We start from the raw sequence: 16,714 nt of genomic DNA, 5'->3' as shown, positions 1-16,714 counted from the left end.
AGGGCCGTCGATGGCAACACTCGAGACGCCCGCAGCAGCGCTGTTCACCGCGCGACTTCCTGCGCGTCGGCCGTGGTGGGAGCGGGCTTTGCACACGCGGAACCTCATGCTCGGCATCGGGCTGTTGGGAGTGATCCTGCTCCTGGCGATCGCCGCGCCGCTCATTACTCCCTACGGCCCGTATACCACCGACTACGCCCACGCCTTGCAGCCACCCAGTCTGCAGCATCTGTTTGGGACTGATATGTATGGACGGGATATCTTTACGCGCGTGCTCTATGGTGGGCGGATCGACCTTCAAGTCGGCGTGTTGAGCGTTCTTGCCCCGTTCTTGATCGGCACGTTGCTTGGGGCGCTTGCCGGTTACTTTGGTGGATGGTGGGATACGCTGGTGATGCGCATCGTCGATGTTGTCCAAGCATTCCCGTTCATTATTTTGATCATTGCTATTGTTGCGATTCTGGGTCCTGGCTTACGGAATATGTACGTGGCAGTGGCACTCGTTGCATGGGTCGTCTATGCCCGGCTGATTCGCGGTGAGATCCTGGTCGAGAAACAGAAAGAGTATGTTCTGGCCGCTCGCGCTCTTGGCAACACTGACCGTCGAGTGATCTTCCGGCATCTGATGCCGAACGTCATTCTCCCCTCACTGGTGTTCGCCACTGCCGACATGGCTCTCTACATCTTGCTAGCAGCAGCGCTCAGCTTTCTTGGACTTGGCGTTAAGCCACCGACACCGGAATGGGGAGCGATGATTACTGAGGGACAGCCATTTATGACAACGGCGTGGTGGATTAGTGCCCTTCCGGGAACCGCCATTATTGCAACGGGTATTGCGCTCAGCCTCATTGGCGATGGGCTCGCTGACCTTTTCCGCCTCCGTTAATTCGAAACTGGTTTCTCATCATTGCAGTACACTTAGGTTATCGGAGCATAGCCATGTGGCGCAGTGTATGCTCCGGACGGGCAGGGCGGGAGAATCGGTAGAGCATACTGCGCCTATCCTCTACCACTACAGGGGACTCCACAGCCATGCAAGCAAGCGACCTGGCACACCCGCAGACCCCTGGGATGCTCCGAATTTGGCTTCTCGGCGAGTTACGGATCAAAGCTGGCGAGTATGACGTTACGCCAGAAGCCCTTCGACAGGCATGGGCAGGGGCTGTACTCGCCTGTCTGGCACTCAGCAGGCGATTTCGTCTGCGTCGGGAACAAGTTTGCGAAGCGCTCTGGCCCGAGGATGATCCAGATGCTGCGTTGAACCGGTTGAATAAAGCGCTCCATGCGGCTCGGCGTGCTCTCGAGCCACGCCTTCCTCCCTATTCCCCTTCACGCTATCTCTTTACCAGTGGCCCCTGGATCGAACTGCGGAGTCCAGACGGCATCTGGCTCGACGTTCACGCTTTTGAATCTGCTGCCGATGCTGCGCTTGCTGCCAAAGAACCAGCCTTACTCGAAGCAGCTGCATCCTGGTACACTGGCGACTTGCTCGCTGACATGGATGGCAACTGGCTGATTGCAGACCGTTTCCGCCTCCGTGAACGCTATGGACTGCTGCTCCGTACACTAGCTCGGGTTTACGAGGAGCGCGGAGAGATTACCCTGGCGCTCACGACGCTCCGCCGCGTGATTGCCCATGATCCAGCAGACGAAGATGCCCATGTCGCGTTAATGCGGCTTTATGCCCGCACGGGCTCTCGTCATCTCGCCCTCCGTCAGTACCAGCAACTCCGCGAGATCCTGCGGCAAGAACTCGACACGGATCCTTTGCCGACCAGCCATGCGCTGTACACCGCTATCGCCGCGGGCCAAATGCACGCGTCATCCATCCCACCGCCGGCCGCTCCCCAACCAGGAGAGCGTATGGGCACACCGCGCACAAATTTGCCACCTGCGCTCCCTCCAGTTATTGGTCGCGATGAGGATATCGTTGCGGTCTCCCGAGCGCTCGAGACAACGCGACTCATTACACTCACTGGACCTGGTGGGATCGGCAAAACACGGCTGGCGTTTGCAGTGGGCAACAACGTGCTTCCGCGGTTTTCCAGTGGGGTATGGTTCGTTGATTTATCGGGCTTAGAGGATCCTGCGCTCCTCCCGAATGTGCTCCTGACGGCACTTGAAGTATCAGAGCTGGCTGTATCTGGGCACACAGGGCAGTCACCGGAGGCAACGCTGGCCCATGCATTAGCGGCGCATGACATGATGTTGATTCTCGACACCTGTGAGCATCTACGTGAAGCGTGCTCTCGGCTCGTCACGCACCTCCTTACAGCCTGTCCACGGCTCAGGATTCTGGCGACCAGCCGGGAACCCCTCCAGGCGTTTGGCGAGCACGTCTATGCTGTGCGCCCACTACCATTTCCCGATCCGACACAACCGCTTACGCCAGAGGCTCTTGCCGCGTTCCCGGCTGTTCAGCTGTTCCTCGCCCGAGCGCGTGCTGAGCAGCCATCGCTGCTCATCGATGAGCAGACAGCTCAGGCTCTTGCCATAATCTGCGCCCGGCTTGAAGGCATGCCACTCGCCATCGAACTCATTGCCGGACGACTGAACGTCCTGTCGGTGCAGCAAGTTGCGAGTCGGCTGGACAATCTTCTGCGCTTACTCCAGTCCAGCGCCGAGACACGCTCTCCACGGCATCAAGCCCTTCACGCTGCGCTTGAGTGGAGCTATCAACTGCTGAGCCCAGCACAGCAAGAGCTCTTTGCTGTGCTTTCAGTATTTGCCGGCAATTTCACACTCGACGACATTGCTGCCGTTGCCGCGATTGATCCAGCTGAAGCGCTTGATCTGCTTGATGTGCTTGCCCGGAAATCACTGCTTGTTGTCGAATGGCAAGACAACATTGCTCACTACCGCCTGCTCGATCCGGTGCGGCAATATGCGGCAGCTGTGCTGGCTCGTTCACCGCGGGCTGAGGAAGTTAACGCACGCCATGCCGCGCAGTACATTGCGCTGGCTACGCAGAGTCAGCTTCGGGGCCCAGAGCAGCCAGACTGGATCGCGCGACTCACGCGTGCACTGCCGGACTTGCGCCGTGCTGCGCAATGGCTGCTTGAGCATGGTGATCCCGATCAACTTGCTGCCTTTGCCTGGGGGCTTTGGTCGTTCTGGTCCAGCCAGGCGACGAGCGAAGGCCGACGCTGGATTGCCGCGTGCCTCCAGCGGCCTGATGTTCAACCAGGAACCTTGCCTGCTGCAATTTTGAAGTTCGTTGCCGGTCGGCTTGCCTTCATCCAAGGTGACTACGATGACGCCGCTGCATCGCTCGCTGATGCCCTTGGCTGTTTCCAAGCGTTGCAGGAACGCGAGCACCTCGCCGATACGATCTTCCAGCTTGGACTCGTTGCGTTTGCCCGTGGGGACTACACTACCGCCCAGGACCTTTATCACCAAGCACTGACGCTCCGGCGGGAACTCCAAGATCCACGTGACATCGCACTCTGCCTGCATGTCTTAGGCGATGTCGCGCTCGCGACCCGTGATCTCCAGGGAGCGGCGGCCTACTACCGTGATGCGCTGGCACATTTTCACAAAGCGTCAACTGATCCTGGAGAGCCAGCACAGGTGTTGGTCAAGCAAGGCTTTCTGAGCTATTTGGGAGGAGCATTTGGGGCGGCACGCGTCTTTGCTGATGCTGCGCTTGCCCAAGCACGACTCGCTGGTCCTTCACGTGCCGTTGTGCTTGCTCTGTTGCTCCTTCCCCGTCTGCACATCCATGACGGCAACTTGTCGGCAGCGCGGCACGCCTTGAGTGAAGCGCTGACGCTGTGTCAAGCACAGCGATTCCGGCGCGAGCTGGCACTCACCCTGACGACGCTTACCCTTTTCTTTGCCGCAGCAGGCCAGCCACAGGACGCATGGCGGGCTGCAGCAGCGATGGATGCCTTGCAGCAAGAGCTTGGTTCGCCGCCTCTCTGGTTTGAGCAGGACGAAGTGCAACGCGCTCTTGCCCAGGCTCCGCTCCCGGAGGCGGAACGCGATGCGCTCTGGCTGGTTGGCCACTCGCTGCCACTGGAGCATCTTCTGAGCGACCTGCACACTGCACTGGCAAGCTGACAGGATTGTCAGGTTCGCACCGGTTCCCTTGCCAAGCCAGCTTTCCTTGTCCAGACGGCACAACGTTGATGGAAATGACTGAGCCAGTTGTCAGCTTATCCCGCTTGCTCTATCGGGGAATTGTCAGCTTTGCCCCTTACACTCAACACTAGTGAGAGCGCTCTCACCAGTGAGTGGAGTTCAGGACTATCATCCGGGGCTGTCCCGGAAAGGAGGACCATCATGTACGACCTCGAGCGTGAGCTGATTGCCGAACTGCCGGCGCGGTATGAGACGGACACGATCATTGGCAACTATGCTGGCGTGGATCAGTCGAATTCAGCGACCACACGTGGCGATAGCACGGCGAACGCCAATGGCGGGCCGACGCTTGGTCTGGTTAACGTTGGGAATGGAAACGGCGGCATGGCCGGTGCTGGCCATAGCGTGACCCAAAGCAACTGGGCCAAGGTCTGCCAGAACTTTAAGGTCTCGGTGCGCCTGTAGTAGGGACCTAAGACGCCAGGCTTAGCCCGTGCTACACCATGCGCGGTCTCCAGGCTAAGCCTGGTTCGCGAGAGACCGGCTGCCCGATATCCGTCCCGGTGAGGGCAGCCGGCTCGCCACCTCAGCAGGTAGCGACTAGAGCGGACGTATGAAAACGAATGGAGAGTTGGGGCCATGGAACCGTCTTTCTTAGCGGCAGAAACAATCCGCCCCTTACCCGATCGCCTTGAGACCGGCCCACTCGCCCTGGGCGGTACCAACTGGGGCCAAATTGGAGGCAGCAACTGGGCACTGGCAGGAGGCAATCGCTGCTTTGCGGGCTGCCCCACCATCGTGGTCCAACTCAACATTGCGGTGATTAATCAGATCTTGGTCATGCATGGTTTGGCCAACGGACCACGCTCCCACTAACGTACCGCACCACCGGGGCCACTGGCCGCTCAGTTTCGTGGCGTTGCTTCCTTCATCCCTTTCCCCTGTCGTGAGCCGGCCAGGTGACCATCCCCCACCGATGGCCGGCTCAATCATTTCGCTTCCTGACCGTGGGGGAGCAACGTACGAGCGAAGGAGGGGTCTCGGTCATGATGATTGAATTGCAACCACTGACTCCGTCACCGGGTGCACACGCTGTACCTCCATGGGTTGAGCGACCCAAGCGTCGCCCTAACGTCGAGCTCCATGGGCGAATGCCAGACACCGCGTTCGCAGAAGAGCGATGGTTGATCTGCGTCAACGGACAATATCATGAGGTTACGCCACTGCTCTATCATGTTTTAGCCGCGGCAGATGGTAAGACCCCTGCAGCGATCATTGCTGCGCAGGTGAGCCAGCAGTGCGGCCGACCGCTTTCGGCTGACGATATCCGGTGGCTGGTTACGAATCGACTCATTCCGGCAGGCATGCTGGCGATCCCTGTACCGGCATCTGCGGCGTCAGGTTCCACGCATGGTGAAACGCGAGGGAACCCGACCTCAGCAGCCCCTCGCACGCGCGAGCAAGCACTGGGACTGCGTGCTCGCGTGCCGCTGATATCGTACGAGACCATCGCGCCCATTACCGGAATCTTGCAGCACCTCTACTGGCCGCCGCTCATTGTTCTCACTGTCCTGCTTGCGATCGGGGTGCACATTTGGCTCTATCGCTCACCAGCATTGCTTGTTGGCGCACAGACACTCTTGCGCGACCCAGCGCTTGTTCTGGTGTTATTCGGTATGGAAATTGGGTCATCGTTCTTCCACGAGCTTGGGCACGCTGCTGCAATGCGGCGGGGTGGTTGCCGTCATGGGCCGATTGGGGTGGCAATTTACCTGATCTGGCCAGCCTTCTACACTGACGTCACGGATGTTTACCGGCTCAACCGGCTGCAGCGCCTACGGGTCGATTTGGGGGGTATGTACTTTCAGCTCTTCCTTATCCTTGGCTACGCCATGCTCTACCAGCTTACGGGTTGGCCGTTCTGGTTGCTGGGGATTGTTTCAATTGACTTACACTATATGCGCCAGTTCACCCCGTTTCTGCGCTTTGACGGCTACTATGCAATCGCCGATCTCCTCGGTGTGCCAGATCCACTCGCCCTTGTTGGGCCATTCCTTCGTGACCTTTGGCCGTGGCCGCGCGGACGGAAGAAGCAATTGCCTCGCATGCGTCCACTGCCACGCCTTTTGTTCATAGCTTACCTGGTGCTCGTGGCTTACTTTCTGATCTATCCATTCTTCTTAGGCACGTTCTATGGTAAAGAGGTTGTCACCTTGCTCTGGTGGGAAGGGCGAGCGCTGTTCCGCGCTTGGCTGACCGCCTGGCGGACTGATCCCGTTTTGCTCGCGGCCGTGAGCCTGCAACTGCTCTTCTGGTTCATCATGGTCCTCGGGCTTGGGCTCTTTGTGCGGACAGTTGCACGGATGGCTCTCGCGCTTTCGATTGCGACGGTGCGCCTCGGACGCCACCTCGTGTCTCGACTCCGCGCGCGGCCTTCCCTCCGGCAAGCACGGCACCCCCTGGTTGTCGCCGTATTCCTGGCCATTGTTGTACTCGTTGGCGCTGGTGGAATGTTCCTGCCGGTTGCTGACCGTTTTGGCAGCCAGGCCGCATCTGAACCAGCGACAACGATCACCTCATCATCCCAGGTAGCACAGGCCCTGCCCCCAGATCAACTCCAGCACGCAATCACAGCGTTGACTGCTACCTGGGCTCGCTTTGACCAGCCCGTGCAACAAGGAATGGTGCAACGCAGCTGGGTATGGGGGCCAGCTCCGCGGACAGCACTCCTGCTCGAAGCATATACCGACGCACCAGGAGGCCAGCGCCTCGTGCTGTACTTTGACAAAGCACGCATGGAGGTTACCCATCCCAGCGAGCAAGCCGCTGATGCGTGGTACGTCACGACCGGCCTGTTAGCCAAAGAGTTAATTACTGGTCAACTCCAGACGGGCAATACAACGTTTGAACCGCGCGCGCCGGCCCAGATTCCTGTTGCGGGCGACCTGGACGATCCAAACGCGCCGACCTATGCCAGTCTTGCTGGGCTGCTTCAGGCACCACCGGCCTCCGTTGGCACAGTGCTGACGAGCGTTCTTCATCGCGACGGTTCAGTAACGAATGACCCAGCACTCGCCCGCTATCACGTTACCGCGGCCTACCTGGCACCTGAGACTGGTCACAGCATCGCATCCGTTTTCTGGGGCATGCTGCAAGCACAGGATATCGTTGCCGACCCCGACGGGTTGCATACCGCGCCACTCTTCTCCCCACCCTTCTATGTTACTGGCCTGCCAATTACCGAAGCCTACTGGACCCAGGTGCTCGTGGCCGGGCATCCACACGACGTCCTTCTCCAGTGCTTCGAGCGGCGTTGCCTCACGTATACGCCGGATAACTCAGCTGGATGGCAAGTAGAGATGGGGAATATTGGACAGCACTACTACCTGTGGCGCTATAGTGGAACGCCATCTCCCCAGCCGCAAAATCCCTCAGTTCAGCAAGGAGAAGGCACGCCCTCTGCTCCGCCAGCAACAACCGCACCATCGCCACGGGTGACCGTCGTTGCAACCGTTGTGGTGACGTCGTCTGGTGAGGGGACGTCAACAGCAACCTGTCAGCAAGCGCACAGCGTTCAGTCGAACGATGGCGCGGTTTCAGCGACCAGCAGTCAGCAGGTCAATGCGGTACAGCAAGGCGGGAAGGATACAGCGACAACAGCCAAGCAGTCAGTCACCTGTTCCCAGCGAGTGACCATTAGCGGACCGTAAATGCTGCGCGGTCAAGGCGGCTTGTGCCGACACGCGGACCAAAGACATAGCCGATTCCCCGGACTGTTCGCAGATAGCATGGGTGATCGGGATCAGGCTCGATCTTCCGGCGGAGTCGGCGAATGTAGACTTCGAGCCGGTTATCTCCGCCGTAGTCGTATCCCCAGACGCGCTCAATCAGCGTTTCACGGCGTAGAGTGAGGCCCGCGTTCCGCATGAGACACTCAAGCAGGCGCAACTCAACCGGAGTTAAGCGGATGGCTGGTTTGCCAGGCATCACGAGGGTACCAGCGCTGAGATCGAGGGTAAAGTCTCCGACGATGACGCGAGTGCCAAGGGGCTGGGCATCAAACGCCTTGGCACGGCGCACTGCTACTTCCAAGCGCGCAAGGAGTTCAGCTGGTTCAGCTGGCCAGCCGACGAAATCGTCAGCTCCAGCTTCAAACGCCCGCAAACGATCAGCCAAATCCTGACGCCGCGAAAGGAATACAATGGCTCCGCGATAGCCGCGAGCACGCAGCGCTTCGCAGAGAGCAAAGCCATCACCCTCATGCAGCAGAATTTCGAGCAAGATCGCATCGACTTCTCCGCCGAAAGCCTGTGCAAGCGCTTGCGACGGCGTCGCCGTGCGACAGCGATAGCCGCGATCTTCCAGCAAGAACCGCACCATTTTGGTCATCATTGGGTCAGAGTTGACGAGGAGCACGTCCATGCCGAATCCCTCCCTCATCCCGGACGACGCTTACGGCTCAGGTCCGTCCTCCAATCGTTGACTACCTCCCATTTGTCATAACATTCCATGAATCCTACTAGTCACTTGGCATTACGTAATGTATCACCCCAACTGACTGATCAGGAATGGTACTTTCGTCTATATACCCCCTCCATCAGGGCTCATGATCATTGCATACTTTTGCGCTGTCCCCTTCTGTATCGCTTCTCACGCAATTCTCATGGCATGCCGCTCAGGGCCAGCTTCTTCCAGGTGGTACGGCAGCCAATCATGCCCTTCACCGGTTATTCACAACGACAAGCAGTTACCTTGACACAAGATGGCGCAATCGCGTATCTTTTGTGTGGGGTTACAACGGAGCCGATCTTGGCGAGCGTGCGCCACCTGATCGTGGCGGGCGTCAGGCTCGTCCTGACGGGATCGGCACGACAGGACACGGGAGGGATTGGCATGCGCATTGCCCAGATCGCACCGCTCTATGAGGCGGTTCCACCCAAGCTCTACGGCGGGACGGAACGGGTTGTCTACGCGTTAACCGAGGAACTCGTTCGTCGCGGGCATGAGGTGACATTGTTTGCAACTGCTGACTCGCAGACTAGCGCGCGGCTGGTGCCGATGGCAGAAGCAGGCCTGCGGCTCAGCGGCATTAAAGATCCGTTGGCCTACCACATCGCAATGCTCGAGGCCGTTTACGAGCAAGCCGACCAGTTTGACATCATCCACTCGCACGTCGACTACTTCACGTTCCCCTTTGCTCGCAGTGTCACCACGCCGACTGTCACGACCTTACACGGCCGGCTCGATCTGCCAGAGACGCGACGCGTGCTTGCGCGCTTCCCCGAACAGCGACTCGTCAGCATTAGTTACAGTCAACGGCTTCCCGTTGCTGATTTACCGCTCAACTGGCAGGCGACAGTCTATAACGGCATCCGGCTTGAGCACTTTCCCTTCCGTCCAGAACCAGATGATCCGCCATATCTGGCATTCATTGGGCGCATTTCACCGGAGAAAGGGCCAACGATCGCCATTGAAGTGGCACGCCGGGTTGGGCTGCCACTCAAGATTGGGGCAAAGATTGACCCGGCCGACCGTGATTGGGCTGAAGAGCATTTCCTGCCGTTGCTTGATACGCCTGGAGTTGAATATCTGGGCGAGGTCGATGAACGACAAAAGGCGGAATTACTCGGCGGCGCGCTGGCGTTGCTCTTCCCGATCAACTGGCCGGAGCCGTTTGGCCTTGCCATGACCGAAGCCATGGCCTGTGGCACACCAGTGATTGCATTCCCTGGTGGCTCCGTTGAGGAAGTCGTGCGGGATGGCGTGACGGGCTTTATCTGCCGCTCTCACACCGTTGAAGAGATGGTCGAAGCAGTGCGACGTGTCGAGCAGATCGATCGCGCAGCCTGCCGCCGGCACGTCGAACAGCACTTCAGTGCCCAGGCGATGGCCGATGGCTATGAGGCCGTCTATGAGCGCGTGCTTACGGGCGAGCGTATCTTGACGCGGGCCAACGGCCATGCATCGATTGCCGATCTTGTCCGGCCAACACGAACCATTTCGCTGGCCACTGGCCACACAACATCCGCAACGCAGCGTGGACCAATCGAGCGTAATGGGAAGACGGCAGCTACGGCTGAAGTGCAGCCGTGAGCTCGGCATAGGCTGCAGGATCGGGCTCAGCAAGTGCTGAGAGGAAGACATGCGTCACACCGAGGGCAGCAAGCCGAGCAAGACGTGACCGGATCTCGGACACTGTGCCGACGTAGCTAAGCTGGGCGATAAAGTCAGTGGGAATAAGGCGCTCGGCAGCGGTGAAGTCAGCCAGCTTGCGATAGGTCACGAAGCCGCTGCCGCGCGCTAATGCTTCTTCTGTGCGCATCACCCGTCGAAGCTGGGCGATGAGTGCGGGCACATCATAGCCTGGGACGACAAGACCGCGATCCATTCCGGGCAGCGTGGCGAGCAGGGCGAACATGCGCTTGCGTTGGGCGAGTACTGGCTCTGGATCGTTGGTAATGGTAATTGCCGTGCGAAGGAAGACCGGAAACTGAGCAGGATCACGTCCGTGAGCGCACAATTCGGCATGGAGCGCTGGGAGTAATGTCTGCTCAAGGTAGGTTTCGCTGATGAAATCGGGTGTGAGGAGTCCGTCAGCAAGCCGGGCGGCCAAGGCCACAGCCTTTGGGCCAATGGCTGCGAGATAGATCGGGACAGCTGGTTGCAACGGACCAAAGCCCAACGCCCAACTCTGGACAGGGAATCGCTCGCCAGTTCCATGCGCAACATGGGGTGGTTGCCACCATTGGCGCAAGAGCTGGATTGTCTCCTCGAGCGCTGCGAGCGGCCGAGAAACCGGCATGCCGAGTCCACGGTCATACCATTCCGGTTGCCCACGCCCAAGACCGAGGAACGCGCGGCCACCAGAAAGCCAGTCGAGCGTTGTGACTGACATCGCCATGAGTACAGGATGACGCAGTGACGGGCTCGTCACGCCAGGCCCCAGGCGAATGCGTTCGGTCTGGCGAGCAGCAGCACCCAGGACAGCAAAGGCATCCCACCCATCTGGATCTTCACTGAGCCAAACCGAGTGAAGGCCGGCACGATCTGCCGCAGCGATGGTTTGGAGTGTGAAAGCAACACCCGTCTCGGCATCTGGTGCCGAGACCCACCGTCGATACGATAAGTCGAGGCAGAATTCCACTCGTCTGTTTACCCTTCCGGAGGCCGCCGCAGGTGCCAGTCAGTCCGCTGCTGATAGGCTCGAGCAACAGCGAGCACACGGCCGTCAGCACCATAGCGGCCAATGATCTGCATACCAGTCGGCAAGCCACGTTCACCAAAGCCGGTCGGCACACTGATTGCCGGTACGCCTGCGAGGTTGCTCGCTGCGCTGATCACGAGCCGGCGCTCGCCAGCATAGTCACGGAACCGTTGATCAAGCGGGCTGGCGACGACGGCAGTGGCTGGCGCGACGATGGCATCGTACTGGCTGAGTACGCGATCGAGTGCTGCGACGATCTGGCGACGAATGCGTTGGGCCCGCAGGTAATCAACAGCCGGGATCACGAGGCCAGCATATCCACCGGTGCGATCCTCAGGCGCCGTTAACTCGCCGACCGCACCGGATTGCAACAGCGGCTCAAGCGCGCTGGCTGCTTCAGCCCAGAGAATGAGCGTTGCCACTTCCGTGTAGGGGAAGGTTGGCAAACGGACCGGTTCGACAGTGGCAATCTCTGCCAAGACGGCGAGGGCAGCGTGGAAGTTTGCCGCAACTTCCGGCTGACAGTGCGCGAGCGCATCGTCGAGCACACCGATCCGGAAACCGTGTGCTGGCTCAGCCTCTGGACGATCGTCATAAGAGGAAGGGAAAGCGAGTGTCGCAGGATCACGAGGGTCGGGGCCAGAAATGGCTGCCAACACAAGGCCGCAATCATCAGCTGAACGAGCCATTGGGCCGATTTTATCGAGTGTCCAGCTGAGCGGCATTGCGCCATAGCGGCTCACCCGGCCATAGCTCGGACGGAGCCCGCTGATACCACAATAGCTTGCCGGCGTAAGGATTGAGCCCCAGGTTTCGGTGCCGAGCGCAAACGGCACGGCTCCTGCAGCGACAGCCGAACCTGGCCCACTCGAAGAACCACCGCTCCATGCCGAGCGATTCCAGGGATTGATCCCTGGACCTGTCAACGAGGCATTGGGTTGCTGGTAGCCCATGCCACCAGCGAGCTCGACCGTCGCCAGCTTTGCGACGAGTACGGCGCCAGCGTCACGGAGGCGAGCGACCGCAGCAGCATCTTCGGCGAAACGCTGGTCTCGGAGAGGCGCAGCTCCCCAGGTCGTGGGATAGCCAGCAGCAGCTAACAAGTCTTTTGCCCCGTAGGGGATACCATGCAGCGGACCGCGATCGATGCCAGCCCGTAACTCTTCTTCGGCTTGCCGCGCCTCACGCAAGGCCCGTTCGGGAGTGAGGGTAACGACAGCGTTCAGTGAACGGCCGACTGCGTCAAGCCGTTCCAGGCAGTGTTCAGCGAGCGCCGTTGGCGTGAGTTCACCTGCTCGAATGCGCTGTGCAAGCTCTCGGATCGGCCGAAACGCCCAGTCCGCCTGGCTCATCGCTGCGTCTCTTCCGGTCGACAAGACAACCAGCTCATCGGCGGATCTGCATAGTCCAGCGAGACGTGTTGGAGCTCCTCAGCAGCGCGCCAGAGCGTCAGAATGTCACGCGCAACATCATCCCACTGCGACTCGTCAAGCCGCGAGCCAAACCGCGCCCGCAATACCGCGAGTCGCGCCATCACCAGTGGATTTTCTGCTTCCTGCATTCCGCCCTGCACCCGTGTCATCCAGCCAGCACGGCCGATTATCCCACAGGTAACCGTCGATGGCTAATCCTCCACTGGCATACCCGACGGTGGCTGCATCAGGGTAGTTGAAGGCTGCGCTGGCGGCGCGAGGAGCGCCATCGGCTGCCGTGCTGGCAGCGTGAGCGGTGCACTCCTGCGGCGCACTGGCACAACGGGTAACCAGCGATGCGGACGACGCCGCGCGCGGTCAGCAAGCAGGCCAGCCCGTCGACTGCGGAGCAACGAACTGCGTAGCATCGTCTCCCTCCCTTCCGAGTACCGGACTCCAGAGACGACGCACACAGGGCCATAACCGGTTCACTTCACTGTACCACAGGCAAGACGTGCGCTGCACGTGCCGCTAGGCGTGCAACGCGACAACACTGGGTAGCTCAACGGCGAGCGGCCAACCATAGTGCGCGACGACCCGACGCAAGGCCGCGACACAGTCAGGATCCAGCTTGGTTCCAGCTTCACTGAGGAGTACGGCAAAGGCTTCCTCGAGCGACATCGCTGCGCGATACGGACGTGCTGAGGTTAACGCATCGAAGACATCAGCCACGGCCATGATCCGTGCATCAAGCGGTATATCCTCACCGCCAAGGCCATCGGGATAGCCACTACCGTCCAAGCGCTCGTGATGCCAACGCACGGCCGGCAGGAGTGGCACGAGGGAACGGACATGTTGCAGGATTGCCGCTCCGCGGACTGGATGCTCGCGGATGAGCGCAAACTCTTCAGGGGTGAGCCGCCCTGGCTTCTGCAACACTGCATCGGGAATGCCAATTTTGCCGATGTCGTGAAGGAGGCCAGCTTGATAGAGGCGACTGATCTCTTGGGGCGGCAGGCCCAGTTCGGCGGCAATGCGGGCCGCGAGCCACGCAACACGGGCGCTATGCCCCTGGGTATAGGGATCTTTGGCTTCAACGGTCGCACACAGGGCCGCAATGACTTCGGTGTATGCCCGCTCTAAGCGCTCAACAGCACCATGGACGAGCATGCCAGCGACAACAGCGCCGAGCGAGCCCTGCTGCTCGTACGCTCGATTGACGCCGATGACCGCCGCTGCTAACGCTGCAAGCAGCATGAGATGATAGGACCACCAGCTCAGGTGCCAGACTGGGCTGAACTGCAAGGCAAGCTGGGCACCAGTCAGCCAGCAGGTCGCTGCAGCCATGCACCAGAGCAGCACACCGCGTTGCTGCCCATAACGGCGCACATACCGCACGCTCGCTGTCAGGAGTAACCCCAACGTGACCAGGCCGATGACCGGGCCAAGTGGGGATTGCACGAGCATTCCTGCAAGGGTATTGAGGTTACGCAAGGGCAGCGCATCCGGGCTCTCCACACTGCCGCTCGCGTACATCGGCATCGCAGTGTGATCGTGGAGTGTGGCCATCTCAGCTGGTGCTTGGCCTATCGACAGTGCACTGGCAAGCGCAGCGATGCCATACAAACTCAGACCACCGATTACGCCACCGATTGCCCAGCCACGACGGCGAACAAGCCAACGGTGCAGGCGAGATTGCCCCGGTCCGACACTCAATCCAAGCAGGACTGCTGCACTGGTGAGACTCAGTTGAGAAGAAAGCGTGACCCAGGGGGTGACCGCCTGGACCAAGATCCCCGGCGTGGTCAGGGCATGGACGAGAAACATGCCACTGAGGCAGAGAAACGCCAAGCCAATGAACAACACACGGCCATCGGTGAGCTGACTGGCCGCCAACACGAGGACGCCGGCCAGCAATACCGCTAAACAACTGACAACTGTTCCGATAACAAAGTGGGAAACCGGTAAGACAAGTGATGGATCGGGCAACACCCCAAGGCGAACGAGCGCCCACAGTCCAAGCGGTCCTGCCATAGCCAACACCAGGAGGCTATCAGCGCGCTGAAATTTGAGTGTGCGTCTGCCATTGCTGCTTGACGGCAAAAACGACGCTGTGCCAGCCATTCCTCCCCCTTATACCGCCTCGGACCAATCACACAACAAAGCTCCTGCCTCAATGTATCGGCACAAACATGGGAAAGCTGAAAGCAGACGAGGACATGTCTCATGTGCTAGAGTAAACAACGCGCCGGTCAGGGGAAGCGGCACACTGGCGCAGAGGGCAAGGGAAGGGATGCCGTGCCACCAAGCCTGCTGCTTGCCGGGACACTTGCCAGTATTGTCGGTCTGCTTTTCCATGCAGCCTTTGGCCGTCGGCTCTGGCAACTCCCGCTTTACTGGATCGTTGCCATCATCGGCTTTCTCTTGGGCGACATCCTGCAGGGGCTGAGCGGCATCACCGTTGCCCGGATCGGGAGCGTCTTCCTCCCGGGCGGGTTTGCCGGTGCAGCATTGCTCCTGGGATTAACCTGGCTCTTGACGACGCCAGTGCCTGAGTCACAAACGCCGGCAGTGCGTCGACCTCGTCGTGTTCGAACACCGCATCTTGAACGGAATGGGTAGGGAGAAGGGGAAGAGCCGCTATGCGTCGCTGGATTACCTTGATTACCGGTGGGTTACTTGTCGTTTTCGTTGTGCTTTTTGTCGTGCTCTATCTCCTTGGTGGGCCAAACCAGTCCGCCCTTGAGCGCATTCGTGACATTGCCGTGATTTTTCTTGCGCTCTCAACGATCCTCGTCGTCCTGCTCTTCGGCGCCCTCATTGGCATCATCCTTTGGCTTGCGCTCACTCTGCGAGACCATATTGTCCCCTTACTCCAGACAGCAGCCGAGACGCTCAGCCGGGTTCGTGGCACAACCGAATTTCTGGGTGAGGCAACAGCTCGCCCAGTCATCCGCACCTACAGTCGCATTGCTGGACTGCGAGCAATGGTACGCACGCTCCGTCCACGGCGACAACGCTAGGGCATGGCTCGCAGCAGCCCGCGTGCAGCAGCATCAACCAACGTTGACCGGATATCCACCCGCCGCGGACCATCCATCGTGAGCTGTACGCTAAGACGTTGTCCTGCAGCGACGCGCAACTCACGCTCGCCATCAACCGCGACGGTGCAGGGGAGTTCGGTAATCTCAACCACGTCGCCAGGCTCAAGCTGCTGCCAATGCCGCACCGATACGGGACGGACAAGACCTGGGGCGAGAATTGCCTGAACGCGCAGTCCGCCAGGGCCAAGGACAATGTGGAGACCTCGCCCACGCTCGGTTGCGCCTGGAGCAAGATGGGCGCCGATTGACGCAAGGCCGATGACACCCGGAGCAGCCTGCGCAACAATCAGCTCGCGGAGCAACTCTGGCTCCCAAACAGCCCGAGCGCCGAGAAACGAATGGGCGGAGATTGCGACATCGACAAGCGCTATCTCGGCCAGTTTGCCATCGACGAGGACATCGAGACGCGGTGTCGGCACAATGCACACAGGTGATGCAAGGCCACGGGCCACCAGCCCAGCGGCAATTCCAGCGAGGGTTCCATCGACCATCGTTGGGAACACGTTGTTCGTGCCCGTCGCAACTGCCACAACGGGCACGGAACCACACATTTTCGCCACGATGCGGTTCGTCCCGTCGCCGCCGAGCGTGACGATACACCGTACGCCGGCTGCGACGAGCAGTTGCGTCGCAGCGAGCGTATCCTCCGCCGTATGTTGGAGTGGCACTGGCAACGGCTGACAGGAAAGAGGAAGACCTTCCATACCAGCCAGCGCGCGTTCAACAATCCCGTAGGCATCTGGCAGATAAGCGACGCTGGGGATGTTCATAGCAGCCAGCCCGGCAAGAATACGCCGGACGATTCGCACCTTCTCGCTGTTATCGAATGTTGAGGCTGGAGCAACGAGTCGGCGAATATCCTTTCCCGCAGCGGGGTTCGCGATTAACCCAACTGCTGGTTCCGTCACTGC

15 protein-coding genes are annotated in these 16,714 nt (G+C 59.9%); 8 read left to right on the top strand and 7 right to left on the bottom strand.

Annotated elements, in window-relative coordinates; translation table 11 throughout:
- Positions 1–10 precede the first annotated feature (10 nt).
- The 5 genes from N675_RS04760 to N675_RS13570 all read left to right on the top strand — a co-directional run bounded on the left by N675_RS04760 (position 11) and on the right by N675_RS13570 (position 7,793).
- The gene (locus N675_RS04760) at positions 11–886 is read left to right on the top strand and encodes an ABC transporter permease (protein ID WP_081886867.1); all 876 of its coding nucleotides are present in this window, start codon (positions 11–13) and stop codon (positions 884–886) included.
- 146 nt (positions 887–1,032) lie between these two features.
- Positions 1,033–4,062 (top strand): AfsR/SARP family transcriptional regulator, encoded by a 3,030-nt coding sequence (locus N675_RS04755; RefSeq protein WP_038038314.1) that lies wholly within the window; start codon positions 1,033–1,035, stop codon positions 4,060–4,062.
- A 222-nt stretch (positions 4,063–4,284) separates the two neighbouring features.
- On the top strand, positions 4,285–4,548 hold the full coding sequence (locus N675_RS04750; protein WP_038038313.1) for a hypothetical protein: 264 nt from the start codon (positions 4,285–4,287) through the stop codon (positions 4,546–4,548).
- Positions 4,549–4,722: 174 nt separating this feature from the next.
- Entirely contained in the window at positions 4,723–4,959 is a 237-nt protein-coding gene (locus N675_RS04745; RefSeq protein ID WP_038038312.1) for a hypothetical protein, read from the top strand.
- A gap of 170 nt (positions 4,960–5,129) precedes the next feature.
- Positions 5,130–7,793 carry a hypothetical protein gene (locus tag N675_RS13570; protein ID WP_051914169.1) on the top strand — a complete coding sequence of 888 codons (2,664 nt, stop codon included), beginning with the start codon at positions 5,130–5,132 and terminating at the stop codon, positions 7,791–7,793.
- Here N675_RS13570 and N675_RS04735 read toward each other — a convergent pair.
- On the bottom strand, positions 7,780–8,505 hold the full coding sequence (locus N675_RS04735; protein ID WP_038038311.1) for a response regulator transcription factor: 726 nt from the start codon (positions 8,503–8,505) through the stop codon (positions 7,780–7,782). The genes N675_RS13570 and N675_RS04735 overlap by 14 nt on opposite strands.
- Positions 8,506–8,976: 471 nt before the next feature.
- Between N675_RS04735 and N675_RS04730 the strand changes: the two genes are divergently transcribed.
- Positions 8,977–10,176 carry a glycosyltransferase family 4 protein gene (locus N675_RS04730; RefSeq protein ID WP_081887012.1) on the top strand — a complete coding sequence of 400 codons (1,200 nt, stop codon included), beginning with the start codon at positions 8,977–8,979 and terminating at the stop codon, positions 10,174–10,176.
- Here the strand turns inward: N675_RS04730 and N675_RS04725 are convergent.
- The 5 genes from N675_RS04725 to N675_RS13565 form a co-directional block, all read right to left on the bottom strand.
- Positions 10,154–11,227, bottom strand: a complete 1,074-nt coding sequence (locus N675_RS04725; RefSeq protein WP_038038310.1) for an LLM class flavin-dependent oxidoreductase — start codon at positions 11,225–11,227, stop codon at positions 10,154–10,156. The two genes, N675_RS04730 and N675_RS04725, sit on opposite strands and share 23 nt — an antisense overlap.
- 8 nt (positions 11,228–11,235) lie before the next feature.
- Positions 11,236–12,639, bottom strand: a complete 1,404-nt coding sequence (locus tag N675_RS04720) for an amidase (protein ID WP_051914167.1) — start codon at positions 12,637–12,639, stop codon at positions 11,236–11,238.
- A complete protein-coding gene (locus N675_RS04715; RefSeq protein ID WP_038038309.1) occupies positions 12,636–12,848 on the bottom strand; it encodes a hypothetical protein in 213 nt (70 codons plus the stop codon). Before N675_RS04715 ends, N675_RS04720 begins: the two co-directional genes overlap by 4 nt.
- Positions 12,849–12,911: 63 nt before the next feature.
- Positions 12,912–13,127: a hypothetical protein gene (locus tag N675_RS04710; protein ID WP_038038308.1), complete on the bottom strand. Its 216-nt coding sequence runs from the start codon at positions 13,125–13,127 to the stop codon at positions 12,912–12,914.
- A 103-nt stretch (positions 13,128–13,230) separates the two neighbouring features.
- A complete protein-coding gene (locus tag N675_RS13565) occupies positions 13,231–14,823 on the bottom strand; it encodes an HD domain-containing phosphohydrolase (RefSeq protein ID WP_051914164.1) in 1,593 nt (530 codons plus the stop codon).
- A gap of 174 nt (positions 14,824–14,997) precedes the next feature.
- Between N675_RS13565 and N675_RS04700 the strand changes: the two genes are divergently transcribed.
- Together N675_RS04700 and N675_RS04695 are read left to right on the top strand one after the other, a co-directional pair.
- Positions 14,998–15,321 (top strand): hypothetical protein, encoded by a 324-nt coding sequence (locus N675_RS04700; protein WP_038038307.1) that lies wholly within the window; start codon positions 14,998–15,000, stop codon positions 15,319–15,321.
- A gap of 20 nt (positions 15,322–15,341) precedes the next feature.
- Entirely contained in the window at positions 15,342–15,722 is a 381-nt protein-coding gene (locus tag N675_RS04695; protein ID WP_038038306.1) for a hypothetical protein, read from the top strand.
- On the opposite strand, the gene N675_RS04690 is transcribed toward N675_RS04695, so the two are convergent.
- Positions 15,719–16,711, bottom strand: coding sequence for an ATP-NAD kinase family protein (locus tag N675_RS04690; protein WP_038038305.1), 993 nt, complete (start codon positions 16,709–16,711; stop codon positions 15,719–15,721). The genes N675_RS04695 and N675_RS04690 overlap by 4 nt on opposite strands.
- Between the last annotated feature and the right edge of the window lie 3 nt (positions 16,712–16,714).

The sequence above is a fragment of the Thermorudis peleae genome (assembly GCF_000744775.1).
In the GTDB taxonomy this organism is placed as follows: Bacteria; Chloroflexota; Chloroflexia; order Thermomicrobiales; family Thermomicrobiaceae; genus Thermorudis; species Thermorudis peleae.
Note: the sequence above shows the minus strand (reverse complement) of the source record. Positions and strands in the feature narration are given on the sequence as shown.